This is a genomic window from Lentzea aerocolonigenes (genome assembly GCF_000974445.1).
Taxonomy (GTDB): domain Bacteria; phylum Actinomycetota; class Actinomycetes; order Mycobacteriales; family Pseudonocardiaceae; genus Lentzea; species Lentzea aerocolonigenes.
Genome location: NZ_BBOJ01000030.1, coordinates 89,690 through 105,319, shown reverse-complemented (window position 1 = coordinate 105,319; position 15,630 = coordinate 89,690). Strand labels below are relative to the sequence as shown.

At 69.6% G+C, this 15,630-nt stretch carries 17 protein-coding genes and 2 pseudogenes; 7 read left to right on the top strand and 12 right to left on the bottom strand.

The genetic code is table 11. The features are described from left to right. The 7 genes and pseudogenes from AOM45_RS43045 to AOM45_RS43015 form a co-directional block, all read right to left on the bottom strand. Positions 1-425: pseudogene (locus tag AOM45_RS43045) on the bottom strand (hypothetical protein); the annotation flags it as partial. A 473-nt stretch (positions 426-898) separates the two neighbouring features. Then, positions 899-1,456 carry a Scr1 family TA system antitoxin-like transcriptional regulator gene (locus tag AOM45_RS51485; protein ID WP_030471654.1) on the bottom strand — a complete coding sequence of 186 codons (558 nt, stop codon included), beginning with the start codon at positions 1,454-1,456 and terminating at the stop codon, positions 899-901. 114 nt (positions 1,457-1,570) lie between these two features. Then, positions 1,571-2,860 carry a DUF58 domain-containing protein gene (locus AOM45_RS43035; protein ID WP_030471653.1) on the bottom strand — a complete coding sequence of 430 codons (1,290 nt, stop codon included), beginning with the start codon at positions 2,858-2,860 and terminating at the stop codon, positions 1,571-1,573. 1 nt (position 2,861) lies between these two features. After that, positions 2,862-3,824 (bottom strand): AAA family ATPase, encoded by a 963-nt coding sequence (locus AOM45_RS43030; protein ID WP_030471652.1) that lies wholly within the window; start codon positions 3,822-3,824, stop codon positions 2,862-2,864. After that, on the bottom strand, positions 3,821-4,852 hold the full coding sequence (locus tag AOM45_RS43025; RefSeq protein WP_030471651.1) for a DUF4350 domain-containing protein: 1,032 nt from the start codon (positions 4,850-4,852) through the stop codon (positions 3,821-3,823). The genes AOM45_RS43030 and AOM45_RS43025 overlap by 4 nt, the downstream gene beginning before the upstream one ends. Further along, complete coding sequence (locus AOM45_RS43020; protein ID WP_030471650.1) at positions 4,849-5,448, bottom strand: DUF4129 domain-containing protein; 600 nt, start codon at positions 5,446-5,448, stop codon at positions 4,849-4,851. The genes AOM45_RS43025 and AOM45_RS43020 overlap by 4 nt, the downstream gene beginning before the upstream one ends. Continuing rightward, a complete protein-coding gene (locus AOM45_RS43015; protein ID WP_030471649.1) occupies positions 5,435-6,415 on the bottom strand; it encodes a YciC family protein in 981 nt (326 codons plus the stop codon). The genes AOM45_RS43020 and AOM45_RS43015 overlap by 14 nt, the downstream gene beginning before the upstream one ends. A 102-nt stretch (positions 6,416-6,517) precedes the next feature. Here AOM45_RS43015 and AOM45_RS43010 point away from each other — a divergent pair, with 102 nt between their 5' ends. Continuing rightward, positions 6,518-6,859 carry an STAS domain-containing protein gene (locus AOM45_RS43010; protein WP_051784379.1) on the top strand — a complete coding sequence of 114 codons (342 nt, stop codon included), beginning with the start codon at positions 6,518-6,520 and terminating at the stop codon, positions 6,857-6,859. Here the strand turns inward: AOM45_RS43010 and AOM45_RS43005 are convergent. The 4 genes and pseudogenes from AOM45_RS43005 to AOM45_RS42990 all read right to left on the bottom strand — a co-directional run bounded on the left by AOM45_RS43005 (position 6,856) and on the right by AOM45_RS42990 (position 11,084). Continuing rightward, a pseudogene (locus AOM45_RS43005) lies at positions 6,856-8,710 on the bottom strand (CheR family methyltransferase). The gene AOM45_RS43010 and the pseudogene AOM45_RS43005 sit on opposite strands and share 4 nt — an antisense overlap. Before the next feature lie 11 nt (positions 8,711-8,721). Continuing rightward, positions 8,722-9,456: an ATP-binding protein gene (locus AOM45_RS43000; RefSeq protein WP_030471647.1), complete on the bottom strand. Its 735-nt coding sequence runs from the start codon at positions 9,454-9,456 to the stop codon at positions 8,722-8,724. After that, complete coding sequence (locus tag AOM45_RS42995; protein WP_030471646.1) at positions 9,453-10,457, bottom strand: chemotaxis protein CheB; 1,005 nt, start codon at positions 10,455-10,457, stop codon at positions 9,453-9,455. Before AOM45_RS42995 ends, AOM45_RS43000 begins: the two co-directional genes overlap by 4 nt. A gap of 48 nt (positions 10,458-10,505) precedes the next feature. Next, complete coding sequence (locus AOM45_RS42990) at positions 10,506-11,084, bottom strand: uridine kinase family protein (RefSeq protein WP_236704042.1); 579 nt, start codon at positions 11,082-11,084, stop codon at positions 10,506-10,508. Positions 11,085-11,183: 99 nt separating this feature from the next. Between AOM45_RS42990 and AOM45_RS42985 the strand changes: the two genes are divergently transcribed. Genes AOM45_RS42985 through AOM45_RS42975 form a run of 3 tightly spaced genes read left to right on the top strand, consistent with a single transcriptional unit; the run spans position 11,184 to position 13,616 of the window. Next, the gene (locus AOM45_RS42985; protein WP_030471644.1) at positions 11,184-12,533 is read left to right on the top strand and encodes a replication-associated recombination protein A; all 1,350 of its coding nucleotides are present in this window, start codon (positions 11,184-11,186) and stop codon (positions 12,531-12,533) included. Positions 12,534-12,574: 41 nt separating this feature from the next. Further along, positions 12,575-12,961: a RidA family protein gene (locus tag AOM45_RS42980; protein WP_030471643.1), complete on the top strand. Its 387-nt coding sequence runs from the start codon at positions 12,575-12,577 to the stop codon at positions 12,959-12,961. A gap of 19 nt (positions 12,962-12,980) precedes the next feature. Beyond that, entirely contained in the window at positions 12,981-13,616 is a 636-nt protein-coding gene (locus AOM45_RS42975; RefSeq protein WP_030471642.1) for a maleylpyruvate isomerase N-terminal domain-containing protein, read from the top strand. Here the strand turns inward: AOM45_RS42975 and AOM45_RS42970 are convergent. After that, positions 13,613-14,191 carry a GNAT family N-acetyltransferase gene (locus tag AOM45_RS42970; protein WP_162185734.1) on the bottom strand — a complete coding sequence of 193 codons (579 nt, stop codon included), beginning with the start codon at positions 14,189-14,191 and terminating at the stop codon, positions 13,613-13,615. The two genes, AOM45_RS42975 and AOM45_RS42970, sit on opposite strands and share 4 nt — an antisense overlap. Before the next feature lie 153 nt (positions 14,192-14,344). Between AOM45_RS42970 and AOM45_RS42965 the strand changes: the two genes are divergently transcribed. From AOM45_RS42965 to AOM45_RS42955, 3 genes are all read left to right on the top strand, one after another. Further along, a complete protein-coding gene (locus AOM45_RS42965) occupies positions 14,345-14,839 on the top strand; it encodes a DinB family protein (protein WP_030471640.1) in 495 nt (164 codons plus the stop codon). A 93-nt stretch (positions 14,840-14,932) separates the two neighbouring features. Then, positions 14,933-15,325 (top strand): DUF948 domain-containing protein, encoded by a 393-nt coding sequence (locus AOM45_RS42960; RefSeq protein ID WP_030471639.1) that lies wholly within the window; start codon positions 14,933-14,935, stop codon positions 15,323-15,325. Beyond that, complete coding sequence (locus AOM45_RS42955) at positions 15,322-15,591, top strand: hypothetical protein (RefSeq protein WP_030471638.1); 270 nt, start codon at positions 15,322-15,324, stop codon at positions 15,589-15,591. The genes AOM45_RS42960 and AOM45_RS42955 overlap by 4 nt, the downstream gene beginning before the upstream one ends. The last annotated feature ends 39 nt before the right edge of the window (positions 15,592-15,630 follow it).

Sequence of the window (15,630 nt, the reverse complement as noted above, 5' to 3'; positions counted from 1 at the left end):
GTCGGGATGCCCAACCGGCGCAACCTGCCACCGGGCTTGGGAATCATCCGCTCCCGCACCGCAACCGGACGGAAACCGCCGCCCTTCACCTGCGACCGCAGCGCGTCGAGGAACACCTCGACTCCCTGACCGTCACGGATGCAGGCGACGGTCACTCCGTCCGCACCAGCGGTGCGTGCGCCTTTGTTGCCGCGCACCCTTTCCCACGCCACCAGCACGAACGCGGGATCGACCACGAGATTGAACAGATCATCGAACCGGCGACCAGGTTCCTCGGCCGCCCAACGGTGCAACTTGGCCTGGATCTCCAGTACCCGGCGCTCCGCCCTCAACAGGGTCAGCTCGTCCGGTTCACGGGTATTCACCCGCGCCCTCCCGGCATTCCAGCATCCTCCGATTGCAGAATCACTGGTCCCCTTCGCCATGTGCACGCCTCTCGCGTGCTCGGACTACTACGGAACCTCCGCCCCATCCGGTGACCCTCAGCCGGCAACGAGCCTGCCCCAGCCTCCAGGCTGGATACCTGAAGCCGGGGCGGCCACGGATGGTTCCCACGTTCACTCGATGTTCGATCAGCCCGGCAGGCACCCAGCTCTACCCCGGCAGCATCGCCACGCCTACGCCGCAGACCTTCAGCGAGGCCTCCACGCCGACCATGAGAAACGGCCATGGAGTCGGCTGTTTCACGAAACAACAGCCGCGCACTGCACCCCGGCCCATATCCGCCAGATTGGAGCCGGTTCCACTCTTACGGGGCGTCAACCACTGGTTCGCTCACGCTGCACCCTCGGGCCTCGCTAGCCGGACCCGCACCATCTGGCAGTGCTGGCACGTCCCGGCGTTGTCAGAGCTGCTTCCCGCCCTCCCCGGCGTTCCCCAGGTCAGACTGCTCCCAGCTTCACCCAGCCGCTGCGACGACCAGACGGCAAGGGCCTCTCACCCTCACTCGAACATCAAGCGCCTCGTGGCGCACTTCGTGGATGTAGAACACGAACTCGCGGCTCCCGTGGAAGACGTCCCTTCGAGCGAGCCTTTCGGCGATGAGTGCCTTGTAGTCGATCTCGTCGTGACGGGCAGCCCCCTCATAGAGCCCCCACATGTAGTCAGCGGTCTGGAGTCGACCAGGGATGAGGTTCATCGACCACGCGATGATCTTGTTGGCGAGGCGTTCCTGCTCGACCAGGTTGCGGACCCCGTGCTGAACGCTGTCGGAGAACACCAGCCAGCCCCGTTCCCGGGACTCGCGGAACAGGGCAAGCAGCCTGTGGACCTCGGCCGGGGGCACCCGGCAGAAGGCGAGCAGCTGCAGCACCTCTGCCTCGCTGACACCGCCTTTGCCCCGGATCAGGTCGGAAAATTTGGACTCGTCCCAGCCGAGCATTTCGGAGATCTTGCGATGGGTCATCTGGGTCTGCTCGATGGCGTAGCGCACGCCCTTGCCGAATTCCCTGCCCACCACGCTTGAGCTTCGTCGTGGCATGGTCAAGAAGCTAGGAGCATGGAGCTCTTCCACTCCAGCGTTTCCGACCGGATCTCCCCGAAGGAAGTACCTCTTGGAGCCGGTACAAGTTCAGAGTTTGCCTGCGGCCTTCAACGCCAGATAGCGGTCCGCAAGCGCGCGTGGCAGATCATCCGGCAGTGCGTCCACAACGTCAACTCCGTGCCGTGCAAGCAAAGCGGTCAGACGGCGGCGTTCGGCCAATGTCCGTTCCGCAGCAGCAGCGGCATAAACCGACTCCAGGTCTCCGCGTCCGGCTGCCATCGCGTGTACCGCCGGGTCGGACACCGACGCGATCAGCAACCGGTGCCGCGAAGCCAGCGAAGGCAACAGCGGCAGCAAACCGTGCTCGATCGACGGCTCCAACGACGTCAACAGCACGACCAACGAACGGCGACTCGCCCGGCGCAGCACCTCCGCCACGGCGCCGCGGGCGTCGAACTCCACCAGTTCGGCCTCCAGTGGTGCCATGGCCTGCACCAGCACGGGCAGCGTGGCGCGGGGCACGGAGGCACGGACCTTGTGGCTGAAGGCGAGGAAGTCGACCTGGTCGCGGGCGTGCGATGCCAAGGCGGACAACAACAACGCCGCGTCCATCGACGTGTCCAGGCGGGGCAGGCCGCCCAGGGCGCCGGCGACTCGGCCGGCGGCTGTGCGGGCGGTGTCCAACACGATCGTCACCTGGCGGTCGCGTTCCGGGCGCCACGTTCGCACCACCACGTCGGACGAACGGGCTGAGGCTCGCCAGTCGATGGAACGGACGTCGTCGCCGATGACGTAGGCGCGCAACGAGTCGAACTCCGTGCCGGCGCCGCGGATCAGGGAGGCGCGACGGCCGTCGAGTTCGCGCAGGCGTTCCAGCAACGGCGGGAGGTGGCGTCGGCTGTGGAACGGGGGCAGCGCGCGCACGGTCCACGGAACCTCGTGCGAGCCCTGGCGCGCGGCGATGCCCAACGGGCCGAGGGAGCGCACGGTCACACGGTCGGCCATGCGGTCGCCGCGGCGCAACGGGCGCAATTCAAACGCAAACACACGTGAGCCACTTGCGGGTACATCGACCGAAACCCGGTCGGTGACCACACCGGCAGAAGGTGCCCATGCGTCACGAAGAACGCCACGCAGCCGACGTCCGGGGTTGTGCACGGTCAGCTGGACCTCACACACCTCGCCTGTACGGACAGACGTCGCTCCTGCGCGCGAGAACGTCAAACGCCGGACACTCGCCGCCAACAACAAGTCGACCGCAACACACACGACCAGTACTGCAAGGAACACAAGAATTCCTTGCCACGACGGCATGAGGAGTCCGACGACGAGTACCCCGATGAGCGCGAGCAGGCCCGCGCGGCCCGTGAGTGCCACGTCAGCGCGGCACCTGGACCGCGGCGAGCACACCGTCCAGCACGCCGTCGGCCGTCACGCCCTCCAGCTCGGCTTCCGGGCGCAGCTCCAGGCGGTGGCGCAGGGCAGGGCGGGCCAGGGACTTCACGTCGTCCGGCGTCACGTAGTCACGGCCGGACAGCCACGCCCACGCGCGCGCCACCGCAAGCAGAGCCGTTGCGCCACGCGGAGACACACCCAAACGGACCGCAGGCGACTGACGGGTCGCACGGCACACGTCGACGACGTAGGCGATCACCTCAGGTGCCACGGTCAGCGAACGCACCGCCGCCGAACCCGCCTCCAGGTGCGCGGCACCCGCCACCGGCGAAATGGCCGACAGGTCGCGCGGGTCGAAGCCGGACGCGTGCCGGGTCAGCACGTCGATCTCCTGCTCGCGCGGGGGAATCGGCATGGTCACCTTCAGCAGGAACCGGTCCAGCTGCGCCTCGGGCAACGGGTAGGTGCCCTCGTACTCCACCGGGTTCTGGGTGGCCACGACGATGAACGGCGACGGCAGCGGCCGGGTCTTGCCGTCCGCGGAGACCTGCCGTTCCTCCATCGCCTCCAGCAGCGCGGACTGCGTCTTCGGCGGCGTCCGGTTGATCTCGTCGGCCAGCAGCAGGTGCGTGAAGACAGGGCCTTCGCGGAACGAGAACGCCGCGTTGTGCGAGTCGTAGACCAGCGAACCGGTGAGGTCGCCGGGCATCAGGTCCGGCGTGAACTGCACGCGCGTGGTCGACAGGTCCAGCGCACGGGCCATCGCGCGCACGAGCAACGTCTTCGCGACGCCCGGCACGCCCTCCAGCAGCACGTGTCCCTTGCACAGCAACGCGAGGATCAACGACGTCACCGCGGCGTCGTTGCCCACCACGGCCTTGCCGATCTCCGTGCGCAACGCCACCAGCGCCGTGCGTGCTTCCTCTGTGGTGACCACTGCCGTCATGCCTTGCGCACCTCGTCCTCCAGAGCGTCCAGCTCAGCTGCCAGCGCGACCAACCCCCGGTCGTCCACCGGCTCCTGCGAATGAAGCAGAGTCCGCACGTCCGAAGCGGAACGCGTCGTCCGGACGGCGATCTCCACCGACGGGTCCTCACCGGCCGGCACACCCAGCAGCGGGGTCAGCCGGTCACGAGTCGCCTGGCGCAGCACCGAAGCCGCGTGGGAAGCCGCGTGCGACCGCCGGTACAGCCGCGCCCTGCCCTCGACGGTCTCGGCGGCGCGCACGACCACCGGCAGCGGTTCGGGCACCACCCGGCCCAGCCGCCGCGCCCGCCACAGCGCGATCAGCACGGCCGCGATGCCGAGCTGCAGCGCGCCGAACTTCCAGCCGTCCGGGACCAGGTCCGTGAACGACTTCTGCACGGACCGGTCGGCGGCCGACGGCAGGTACCAGACCAGGCGTTCGTGCTGGCCCAGCAACGACAACGCGAGCGCCGCGTTGCCCTCCTCGTCCAGCGAGCGGTTGGTGAAGATCGCGCCGCTGCCGATCGTCGTCACCGTGCCGGTGCGCACCAACGTCGAGTCGTAGCAACGTTGTTCGCCTTCGTAGACGAACCCTCCGGTCGTGGCGGCACCGGCGCGGGAGGCGAGCGGGCAGCCCGGCTGCCGGGTCTCGATCTCCACCCGGCGCACTCCACCGGCGGGAGCCAGCAGCACCGTCGAGGAGGCCCGGCGGCTCAGGTCCGCGAGCCGCTGCGGGTCGATCAGGTTCGGCTGCGGCACGAACAGCGTTGCACCGTCCACTGAGGACGCGGTGTCCGTCAGTTCGACGCGCACACCGTTCTGCTCCAGCAACCGCGCGACCGCGTGGCTGCCGTCCGGCTGGTACGAACGCGGATCGAGCGAGCCGCCCTCACCGCTGCCGCGCAGCAACGTGATCACGACGGCGGCGAACAGGATGATCACGCCGATCAGCACCGGGCCGCGCGCGGCCGTCCAGATCCGCCCGGCGTCGGGGGAGACCGCCGTCATCCGCGCACCCTGTCGTCCACGGAGACCAGCTGCCGGTAGCCCTCCGCCGTCGCGGGCCTGCCGCCGTACCAGACGTCGTCGAACTGCACGGCGGCACCGCGCAGGTCGTCCGCCAGCACCGGAAGTGCCGTGCCCGCCTCCACCGCCACCTCGTCCACGGTGCGGCCGGCCCGCGGGTCGAGCACACCGCGCTGCTCCAGTTCCCGCACCACCGCGCGGAAGCGTTCGCGCACGGCCTCGGCCAGGTCACCGGCCGCCGCGGCGCGGTCGGCGGCGGCACGGTGCTCGTCGGCGGTCAGGACGGTCGAGCCGAACACCTTGCCGCCGGAACGCAGTGCGCGGCCGGTGCGTCCGGTCCGGAGCCGGACGACGATCACGATGATCACCGCCAGCACCACGAGGACCGTGACCGCGGTGATGCCGCTCATGCCCCCGGCCCCGGCGAACAGCTCGCCGAGGCGCTCCAGGATCCACCCGATCGCCCGTTCCAGCGGGTTCGGGTCGTCGGAGACGTACGCCGGGTTGCTGAGCTCCCGTGCCGCGGCGTCGCGCGCGTCGTCGCGGCCGAGATCTACCGGTACGTCAGATACCGCCATGTCCTGCGGCCCGCTGGAGTTCGATGTCCATGCCCTCGGCGCGCATCCGGCGGTCGACGTAGACCAGCACGGTCACGGCGGCGCTGAACGGCAGCGTGATCGTCGACGCGATGATGCCGCCGATCGCGGACAGGACCAGGGAACCGGCGCTCAGCGCCACCGCCGGGTCGTCGCTGAAGCCGGTGGCCGCGCTGCCGAGCAGGCTGAACGGCAGCGCGATGATCATGCTGATGACCGCGCCGATGATGTAGGCGAGCAGCAGGATGCCGAACGTGCGCCACCAGGCGCCGTTCACGAGGGCCCGCGAGCGGCCGAACGCCGTGCCGACGCCGCAGCGCTCCAGCACCAGCGCGGGCGTGACGAGGGAGAACATCACGCCGAGCCAGACGCCGGGCACGAAGCAGAAGATCACGCCGATGGCGATCACGAGAGTCGACAGCAGCGACGCGCCGAGGAGCCGCAGCAGGCGCGGCTTGAACTCGTCCCACGCCTGCGCGAACGTGACGGGCTCGCCGAGCACCGCGTGACCCACGATCACGGTCACGTAGCCGGACAGGAACACCGTGCCGAGCAGCGCCAGGATCCCGCTGAGCGCCGCACCGCCGAGGAAGCCGACCATGGAGTCGGTGAGCCGCTGGACGAACTGCTCCTGCGACACCGTGTTCGGGTCGACCGAGACCGCCGCGGTGAGGTCGCGCAGGAACGGCAGCTGCACCAGCAGGCCGATGATCTGGGTGATCGCCGCGACCACCGCGGCCGCGCCGATGATCAGCTTCGGGTAGCGGCGCATCGTCGTGATCGCGCCGTCGATGATCTCGCCGACGCCCAGCGGCCGCAGCGGGATCACGCCCGGTTTGATCGACGGCTGCGGCATCGGAGGCGGCGGCGCGTAGTAGCCGGGAGGCGGCTGCTGCTGCGGCTGGTTCGGTTGCTGGTCGGGTGAGGACCAGCCGGGCGTTTCGGTCATCGCGGCTTACCCCCGTCGTGGTGTGAGCGGCATCCTGCCAGACCAGCCCCACCGCCACAGGGCAACCCGATCACGAAACGGTGTCCGGTCAGATGTGGGAGCATGGGACGGGTGGACGCCACGCAGCTCGAGCTCAGCGCCGACCACCTCGGTGTGTCGACGGTGGTGCGCGTGGCCGGCGAGATCGACCTCGTCACGGCGCCGAAGCTCCAGGCCTTCCTGCTCGAACAGCTCGACCAGACGCACGCCGTGCTCATGGTCGAGATGTCCGGCGTGAACCACATCGGCTCGGCGGGTCTGCGCACGTTGCTCGCGGTGCGTGCCGAGTGCGACCGCCGCGGGATCGACCTGGTCTTCGCCGAGTGCTCGTTCATCGTGCTGCGGACGTTCGAGCTCAGCGGCCTCAGCGGGTTCTTCCTGCGCGGGGAGAACGCGACCGGTTAGCCCTCCTGCTGCTCCATCACGAGAATGGCGCCGTCCGGTTCGCCCCCGTTCGCGCGCAACGAGCTGCACACCACCCGGATGACCACCTCGCGGCCGCGTCTGTTCACCGCCGAGAGCTTGACCTCCTCCATGAACGCGCCGTCGCTGAGCGCCGCCCGCACCACCGGGCGCAGGTCGGCGACCGGCAGCCCGATGTCCAGGTTGAGCAGGTGCTCGCCCTCCGCCTCGTCGCGCCGGACACCCCACAGCTCCTCGGCGCCGCGGTTCCACGCCAGCACCCGCATCTGCACGTCGAGCACGATCACGCCCGCCCGCAGCGACGTCAGGATCGACTCCAGGAACTCGTTGACCCGGTCGAGCTCGCCGGTGCGTTCGCGCAGGGCGTCGTTGATGGTCTGGAGCTCGTCGTTGGTGGACTGGAGCTCCTCGTTCATCGTCTCCAGTTCCTCGTTGGTGGACTGGAGCTCCTCGTTGGTGGTCTCCAGCTCCTCGACCGTCGACTGGAGCTCCTCGTTCGTGGTCTCCAGCTCCTCGTTCGTGGACTGGAGCTCCTCGTACGCCGATTCCAGCTGCCGGTTCGCGTGTTCGAGGTCCTCCAGCAGCCGGCGCGCGGCCGTCACGTCGTGGAAGACGACCGAGACGCCCAGGATGGTGTTGTCCGCGCCGACGAGCGGGTTGACGTGCACCTCGAACCACATCGACTCGCCGGGGCCGCGCAGCCACTCGATGTCCTTGATGCGCAAAGACTTGCGTTCCAGCCGGGCCTGCTCGACGTAGCCGCGCAGCTCGACCGGCCGGTAGGAGATGTCGACGTCGCGCAACGGCCGGCCGACGTCCTTCGACGAGAGGCCGAACGTGGTCTCCGCCTGCCGGTTGAGGAGCGCGACGACGTCTTCCGCCGTCACCACGATCTGAGCCACCGGGCTCGCGGAGAAGGCGTGTTCCCGCAGTTCGTCCATACCGCGCAGGTCCACCCTGCGATCGTGCACCATCGTGTGCGATACGAAGTTCGCCGACGGGTGCGGACCCGTGGCGGTCTTGCGGAAGAGGCGGCGCTTGAGGTCGATGGGGTCGAAGATGCGGCTGTGGCTGAGCAGCATCTCCGCCTTGCCGAGGAACAGCACGCCCTTGGGCACCAGCGCGAAGTGGAACCGGCCGAGGATGCGGGCCTGCCGTCTCCTGGTTGAAGTACATCAGCGTGTTGCGGCACACCAGGAGGTCTATCCGCGAGATGGGCGCGTCCTGGACCAGGTCGTTGCGGCCGAAGATGACCGAGCGGCGCAGGTCCTTGCGGAAGCTGTAGCGGCCGTTCTGCTGCTCGAAGTACTTCGCGGCGAGCTCGGGCGGCAGGGACTGGAGGTCGCGTTCCACGTAGCTCGCGTGCCGGGCGTGGGAGAGCGCCTCGTCGTCGACGTCGGTGGCGTAGATCTTGACCTGCTGCCGGAACCGTTCGGGGCCCATCGCCTCGGCCAGCGCGATCGCGAGGCTGTAGGCCTCCTCACCGGACGCGCAGCCCGCGCTCCACACCCGGACCGGGTCCTCCGGCCCACGTTCGGCCAGCAGCGCCGGGATGACGTCCTGGCGCAGGTAGTCCCACGCTTCCGGGTCGCGGAAGAACGCCGTGACGTTGATCAGGATCGTGTTGAACAGGACGCTGAACTCGTCGGCGTTGACCTGGAGCTGGTCGATGTAGTCGCCGTAGTCCTCGACGCCGATCTGACTCATCCGGTGCCTCACGCGCCGCATGAGGCTCGTGCGCTTGTACCCGGTGAAGTCGAAACCGCGCGACTCCTTGAGGTACTGGAGCACCTCTTCGAAGTCCTGGTCGGGGATCGGCTGACCTTCACTCACGCCTGAAGAACCTACTCGCTTCCGCGGAGACCGAGGACCGCCCACACGATCTTGCCCCCGTCGGATGACGGCGTGCAGCCCCACGCGACGCTGATCTTGTCCACCAGTTGCACTCCCCGATGCCCCGGCACGTCCGGTTCCGGCGACTCCCGCACCGGTACCTCCGGGGCGAAGTCCTTGACGGCGAGCGACAGACCGGACGGACGCAGCTCGACCCTCAGCACCGACTCCGAGTGCGCGTGCCGCACGGCGTTCTCCACCAGTTCGCTCACCACCAGCACCGCGTCGTCGCTGAGCCTCGGGACGTCCCACAGCTCGCAGACCTCCCGCGCGACGGCACGCGCCATGATCGGTGCCGCCGGGGAGTTGGGCAGCGGCACGCTCCGGAACCTGCGCAGCGGCGGCCGTTCGACCGCGTCCAGCGCCTCCTCGATGTCACCCGTGGTGCGGACGAACCGTGCGACGCCGCTGGTGTGCAGCTGATCGCCGTGCTCGCTGGTCTCGGCGAGCAGCACCAGCGGGATGTCCGGCCACTGCGAGATCCTCATCCCGACGGTCGTGAACACCGACAGCATCGTCGCGCTCGGGACCTCGAAGCCGGGACCGAGCCGGACGACCAGGGCGAGTGGCGCGTCCGCCGCCAGTTTGAGCAGGCCGTCGCGCAACGGGGTGTAGGAGGTGAGGTCGAGCCGTCCCGCCGGGGTCGCGACCAAGACACCCGCGAGGTCCGTCGTCTCGATGTTCATGCCCCGGTCTCCTCACGCACGCCGCCTCGCAGCAGGTACTTGCGGAGGACGTCGGCCGCGGCCAGCGCTTCTTCCTCCTGCCGGACGTACCGTTCGGCCACCAGCTCCCGGCCGGCGCCCCGCGACACGCCGACCATCCGGTGAGCGAGGGAGGCCTTCTCGTCGAGGGTGCGCAACGCCGTCCACATCGCGCGTTCCAGGGTGCCACCGTATGCGTCCATGAGTGCGTCCGCCGTCCAGGCGTGCCCGACCAGACAGCGGTACTGAACGCCTTCACCGGGAATCTCCACGAGAGAACCGGAGCAGTCAGGACAGGTGAAGTTCGTGGGGGAGCCGATCCGCGGGATGTCACCGTACGCCGCTCCGGAGTCGTCTTGGGACACGGCAACCTCCGTGAGGAGTGTGTCGGACGCCGGTTCCGGGGCGATCGCGTCCGCGTGCTGCCCGGCGAGGCGGGCCAGCAACGGACCGATCCGCACCACCGGCAGGACGTGGTCGACCTCGACGTGCTGCAGCACGCTCTCCGGCATGCCGGGGTAGATCGCGTCGGCGGGGTCCTGCACGACCGCGAGGCCACCCCGGCTCTTGATCGCGGCCATGCCCGCGGTGCCGTCGTCGAGCGCTCCGGACAGGATCACGCCGATCACCGAAGAACCTCTCGCGAGTGCGGCGGAGCGGAACAACGTGTTGATGGCCGGCCGGTGGCCGTTCTCGGTCGGACCTCTGGAGAGGCGCAGCACGCCGTCCTGCACCACGACGTGGTGGTCGGGACGTGCGACGTAGACGTGGGCGTTGCGCAGGTCGGCGCCGTCCTGTGCGGTCGCCGTGGGCAACGGGCCGCTGCGGGCGAGGATCGCCGGGAGCGCCGACGAACCACCCGCGGGCATGTGCAGGACGACGACCACCGCGGCGGGCAGATCCCTCGGCAGCGCGGCCACCAGTTGTCGCAGCGCTTCGACACCTCCCGCGGAGGCGCCGACGACCACCAGGTCTTTGCGCACCGGAACTCCTCAACTCGCGTGCGCTTCGGGTACCCGTGGTCACAGGCCTCACACGGACAGGTCAGCCCTGGCCTTCGAAGGGGTGGTGCGGCGCATGCCCGCGTCGACGCAGCGCCGCACGACCTGAGGCTGCTCGCGCATCAGCCGCAGACCGCGCCTGATCAGCGTCGGGACGGGCTTGCGCGCCTCCGCGACGTCCCTGGCGAACCGGCGGACGAACGTGACCGGAGGGCTCGGCGCGAGCACGATGGCGTCCCGGAGCACGCCCGCGTCCTTCGCGCCCTGGACCAGCAGGTCCGCGAACAGGCCTTCCGCGATGAACGCGGGTGCGTCGCCCAGCTCGATCGTCTGCGTGCCGACCGCGCGGTCCTCGCTGATCGAGTAGACCGGTGCCTCGACCTTGCCGTTCTCGGAGAGCTCGATGACGGCCTGCAACGCCTTGTCCGCGTTCCAGGAGTTCACGGCGTCCCAGTCCGCGCGGCCGTGCTCGTCCTTCGGCAGCAGCGGGTCGTCGCCGTCGCGGTAGAAGTCGTCCAGGCGCAGCACCGGCCAGCCGAGGTGGGCGGCGAGGGTCGACTTGCCGGAGCCGGAGGGACCGGCGAGGAGCACGGCACGGGGGATGGGCACGGAACGCAATCCTCGCACACGACCAGCGCCCCCAGGGGCCGCCTCAGGCCCCGGCTGTCGCGAACGTGGACCCGCGAAGCAGGCGCTAGGCTCGAACGCATGAGCGAAGGTCTGTTCGACGAGGGCCTCTTCGGCGCGACCGACGAGGAGAAGGCCGAGCGCATCGCGGCCAACGCCCCGCTGGCCGTGCGGATGCGTCCGGCGGTGCTGGACGAGGTCGTCGGCCAGGACCACCTGCTCGGGCCGGGCGCGCCGCTGCGCCGTCTCGTCGAGGGCGCCACTCCCGCGTCCGTGATGCTCTACGGCCCTCCCGGCACCGGCAAGACGACCCTCGCGACGCTCGTGTCGAAGGCGACCGGGCGCCGGTTCGTGGCGCTGTCGGCGTTGTCGGCGGGCGTCAAGGAGGTGCGGGCGGTCATCGACGAGGCCCGCCGGCGCCTGGTGCGGTCCGGCGAGTCGACCGTGCTGTTCATCGACGAGGTGCACCGGTTCTCCAAGACCCAGCAGGACGCGTTGCTGGGGGCCGTCGAGGACCGGATCGTGCTGCTCGTCGCGGCCACCACGGAGAACCCGTTCTTCTCGGTGGTGTCGCCGCTGCTGTCGCGGTCGCTGGTGTTGCAGCTCAAGTCGCTGACGGACGACGGCGTGCGCGCGGTGATCCGCCGCGCCGTGTCGGACGAGCGCGGGCTGGGCGGGTCCGTGGTGCTGGAGCCCGAGGCCGAGGACCACCTGATCCGGCTGGCGGGCGGGGACGCGCGCCGGTCGCTGACGGCGCTGGAGGCGGCGGCGGACTCGGCGGTGGCGTCGAACTCCGGCGTGATCACGCTGGAGCTGCTGGAGTCCACCGTGGACAAGGCGGCGGTGCGGTACGACCGCGACGGCGACCAGCACTACGACGTGACTTCGGCGTTCATCAAGTCGATCCGCGGGTCCGATGTGGACGCCGCGCTGCACTACCTGGCGCGGATGATCGAGGCGGGCGAGGACCCGCGGTTCATCGCGCGGCGGCTGGTGATCCACGCCAGCGAGGACATCGGCATGGCCGACCCGACCGCCCTGCAGACGTGCGTGGCGGCGGCGCAGGCCGTGCAGCTGATCGGGTTGCCGGAGTGCGCGCTGAACCTCGCGCAGGCCACGATCCACCTCGCCACGGCGCCGAAGTCGAACGCTGTCACGACGGCGATCAACGCGGCGATGTCGGACGTGCGCAAGGGCGCTATCGGTGCCGTGCCGGCGCATCTGCGCGACGGGCACTACGCGGGCGCGGCGAAACTGGGGAACGCGCAGGGATACCGGTACCCGCACGACGTTCCGGAGGGCGTGCTCACGCAGCAGTACGCGCCGGACGACCTGGTGGGCCGCGACTACTACGAGCCGACCGGGCGGGGTGCCGAACGGGCGGTCGCCGAGCGGTTGCCGCGGTTGCGCCGGGTGATCAGGGGCGAGTGAGAGCCGGTATTTCGGTTGAGGCCGTGTCGCATGATCGCCTCATGGAACTCGTGCCGCACAACCCTGCCGACGGCGTGTACCCGGCCTCCGACGACTACGTGCACGCCATGGAAGTCCGCGGCGCCTCACGGCTGTTGTTCGTCGCCGGGACCATGGGTCTCGACCCGGCGGGCAGGCCAGGCGCCGACCTGGCCGAGCAGCTCGACCTGATCTGGTCGAACATCCGCACGATCCTCGCCTCCGCGGGCATGACCGTCGCCAACATCGTCCGGCTGACCAGCTACCTGCGCGACTCCTCGTACGCGGAGGCCAACGCCGCCGCACGCGTCGAGGCGCTGGGTGGCCGGCCCGTGCCGACCACCGCGATCGTCGCCACCACGCTGGTCAGCGACTGGCTGGTCGAAATCGAGGTGATCGCCGCCGGGTGAGCCGAGTACGTTCGGCGACGTGACGATCAGGGACGACTTTCTGACCTCCGCCCGCATCGCCCTCGACCTCCTGCGGGACCCTCAGGTGGCCGCGCAGTGGACCGAGCCCAGCGCGCTGGCCGAGTACCGCGTCAGCGGGCTCGCGGGTCACCTCGGTTACCAGGCGTTGCCGTTGCCGGCGATGCTCGCCCTGCCCCTCGGCGACGAGGAGGTCGTTCCGCTGATGGAGCACTACAAGCGGGCGAACTGGACGGAGCTCGACATCGACTCGGAGATGCACACCAACATCCGGGCGGGTGGCGAGAAACTCGCGGCGGAGGGCCCGGAAGCGCTGTGCGCGCGTGTCGAGCAGACGCTCGACGAACTCGAGAAGACGTTGCCCGGCGCGGAGAACCGCGGCGTCCGCATGCCGCACTGGGGCCCGTGGGCCGTCGCGCTGGACGAGTACCTGGTCAGCCGCGTGATGGAGCTGGTCGTGCACGCCGACGACCTCGCGGTGAGCGTCGGGGTGGACACGCCGGAGTTCCCGCGCCGCGTCAACGAGACGGCGATCGACCTGCTGACCCGCATGTCGCTCAACCGGCACAAGGCGATCGACCTGGTGCGCGCGCTCAGCCGCAAGGAACGCGCACCGCAGGACATCACGGCTTTTTAGCGTTTGCAGACCATCAGCAGTGCGAGCTTGTTCGGCAGCATGACCTCGTCCGCGGCCATGAACCCGCCGGCCTCGAACGACCTGATGGCGCGTGCGTTGCGCACGTCCGGTTCCACCACGATCCGCGTGCAGTGCGGGTCGGCCTCGAACAACGCGTCGGTGAGCCGGGGGAGCAGCGACCGCACCAGGCCCTGGTCGGTCATCGCCAGCTCGCCGACCGCGACGTTCAGCCCGAGGTCGTGCGGTCGCGCCTGGTAGCACCGGGCGACGGCCGCGCGGGCCGCCCGGTAGACCTCCGCGTAGATCACCGGGCGGCCGTGCCAGCTGATCAGCAACGGCCGGACGTCGTCGCCGCCGAGGTGCGTCCGCAGCTGCTCCTCCCAGCGCGGCAGGGGCCACGCCTGCCGCGAGAACGCCGCGACGTGCGGTGCGGAGTTCCAGCGGTGGACGAGGTGCAGGTCGTAGCCGTCCGGCCGGGGGAGGCGGGCCTCCCACGGGGCGGTGAGCTCCGGGACCGGCGGCGCGCCCGCCGTGGCGTGCCTGCGGTAGGAGTCCAGGTGCGACACCGGCTTCACTCCGGCCTCCAGACTTAGGGTTGCCTTACTTCAACGGGCGGCACCGCCGGTGTCAAGCCCTGTGTGACGGGTATTTCACAGGCAGTGACGGTCGCGAGTCAATGAGTGGTCCGTTTCATTTGGATTGCCGGTGGTTTCCCGTACGTTCGGGTCATGTTCGAGACCCAGCGCGAGCCGGTGCCGCGCGTGGACACCGACGAGCTCGACGTCGCGCACGCGTTCCTGAAGTTCCAGCGCCACTGCGTGCTGAAGAAGGCGGAGGGGCTCACCGAGGAGCAGCTGCGCCAGTCGCTGGTCGCTAGCGGGACGTCGATCCTCGGCCTGGTCCAGCACCTCACCGAGGCCGAGCGCATGTGGTTCTACCACCACCTCGGTGGCGACCACTGGGACGAGGAGGAGGAGCTCGGCATGGCCGTGCCCGCCACCACGTCCGCCGACGAGGTGATCGAGGGCTACCGCGCGGCCATCGCCGACAGTGACCGGGCCATCGAGAACGCCGGCGGGCCCGAGGCGCTCATGGCGATTCCGATCGACGGCAACCGCATGTCGCTGCGCTGGATCCTCGCGCACATGACCACCGAGACCGCCCGGCACGCGGGCCACGCCGACATCCTCCGGGAGCAGATCGACGGCGCCACGGGCCGTTGAAGATCAACTGAAGGTGCCGATCGGCTGAGTGTCGGACCCACCCGGTAATCTCACCCGCAACCAAGCCTGAACGCCTGTTCACCAGGAGGATCTGTGTCGCCAGGGTGGCTCGCCGCCGGTGCCTTCGTGCTGCTCGTGATCGTGCTGGTGTTCGTGGGGATCAAGGCGGCACGGTTCTTCGACGAGGCCACGATCGCGATGCGCAAGGCACACGAGAACACGGACCCGTTGTTCACCGAGGCCAACACGACGCTCACGCACGTGAACACGCAGCTCGAACGCGTCGACGGCATCACGGCGAACGCGCGCGCCGTCACCGGCAACGTCTCCGCGCTCACCAGCCTGTTCACCGCCACGCTCGGCGGTCCGCTGGTCAAGGCCGCCGCGCTGTCCTACGGCGTGAGCAAGGCCGTCAAGGCCCGCCGCAAGGCCGCGGAGCAGCCGAACAAGCACGCCAAGCGCCGTCCGAAGCGAGGTTCGCGATGAGCCGCCTCTTCTGGTTCGGACTGGGTGCCGCCGCCGGTCTCTTCGTCGCGAAGAAGGCCGCCGAGGTCACAAAGCAGGCGACTCCCGCCGGTATCGGCGCTAACGTGGGTGAAGGCCTGCGTGAGCTCGCCGGCGCGATCGGTTCCTTCGGGGCCGAGGTGCGCGCGGGCATGGCCGAACGGGAACAGGAGTTGCAGGAGACCGTGGAACGTCAGACGGGCTTCACGCCGGGGCGTCGAGCGCCCAGGGCGAACGGAAAGCACTGAGCACCGTTCGCCTCATTTGTGCGCCCTGACAACTTTCTG

Coding starts and splice junctions, on each gene's coding strand:
- AOM45_RS43030 (WP_030471652.1), bottom strand. CDS start 3,824: ATGACGGCAGTGGTCACCACAGAGGAAGCACGCACGGCGCTGGTGGCG.
- AOM45_RS43025 (WP_030471651.1), bottom strand. CDS start 4,852: ATGACGGCGGTCTCCCCCGACGCCGGGCGGATCTGGACGGCCGCGCGC.
- AOM45_RS43020 (WP_030471650.1), bottom strand. CDS start 5,448: ATGGCGGTATCTGACGTACCGGTAGATCTCGGCCGCGACGACGCGCGC.
- AOM45_RS43015 (WP_030471649.1), bottom strand. CDS start 6,415: ATGACCGAAACGCCCGGCTGGTCCTCACCCGACCAGCAACCGAACCAG.
- AOM45_RS43010 (WP_051784379.1), top strand. CDS start 6,518: ATGGGACGGGTGGACGCCACGCAGCTCGAGCTCAGCGCCGACCACCTC.
- AOM45_RS43000 (WP_030471647.1), bottom strand. CDS start 9,456: ATGAACATCGAGACGACGGACCTCGCGGGTGTCTTGGTCGCGACCCCG.
- AOM45_RS42985 (WP_030471644.1), top strand. CDS start 11,184: ATGAGCGAAGGTCTGTTCGACGAGGGCCTCTTCGGCGCGACCGACGAG.
- AOM45_RS42980 (WP_030471643.1), top strand. CDS start 12,575: ATGGAACTCGTGCCGCACAACCCTGCCGACGGCGTGTACCCGGCCTCC.
- AOM45_RS42965 (WP_030471640.1), top strand. CDS start 14,345: ATGTTCGAGACCCAGCGCGAGCCGGTGCCGCGCGTGGACACCGACGAG.
- AOM45_RS42955 (WP_030471638.1), top strand. CDS start 15,322: ATGAGCCGCCTCTTCTGGTTCGGACTGGGTGCCGCCGCCGGTCTCTTC.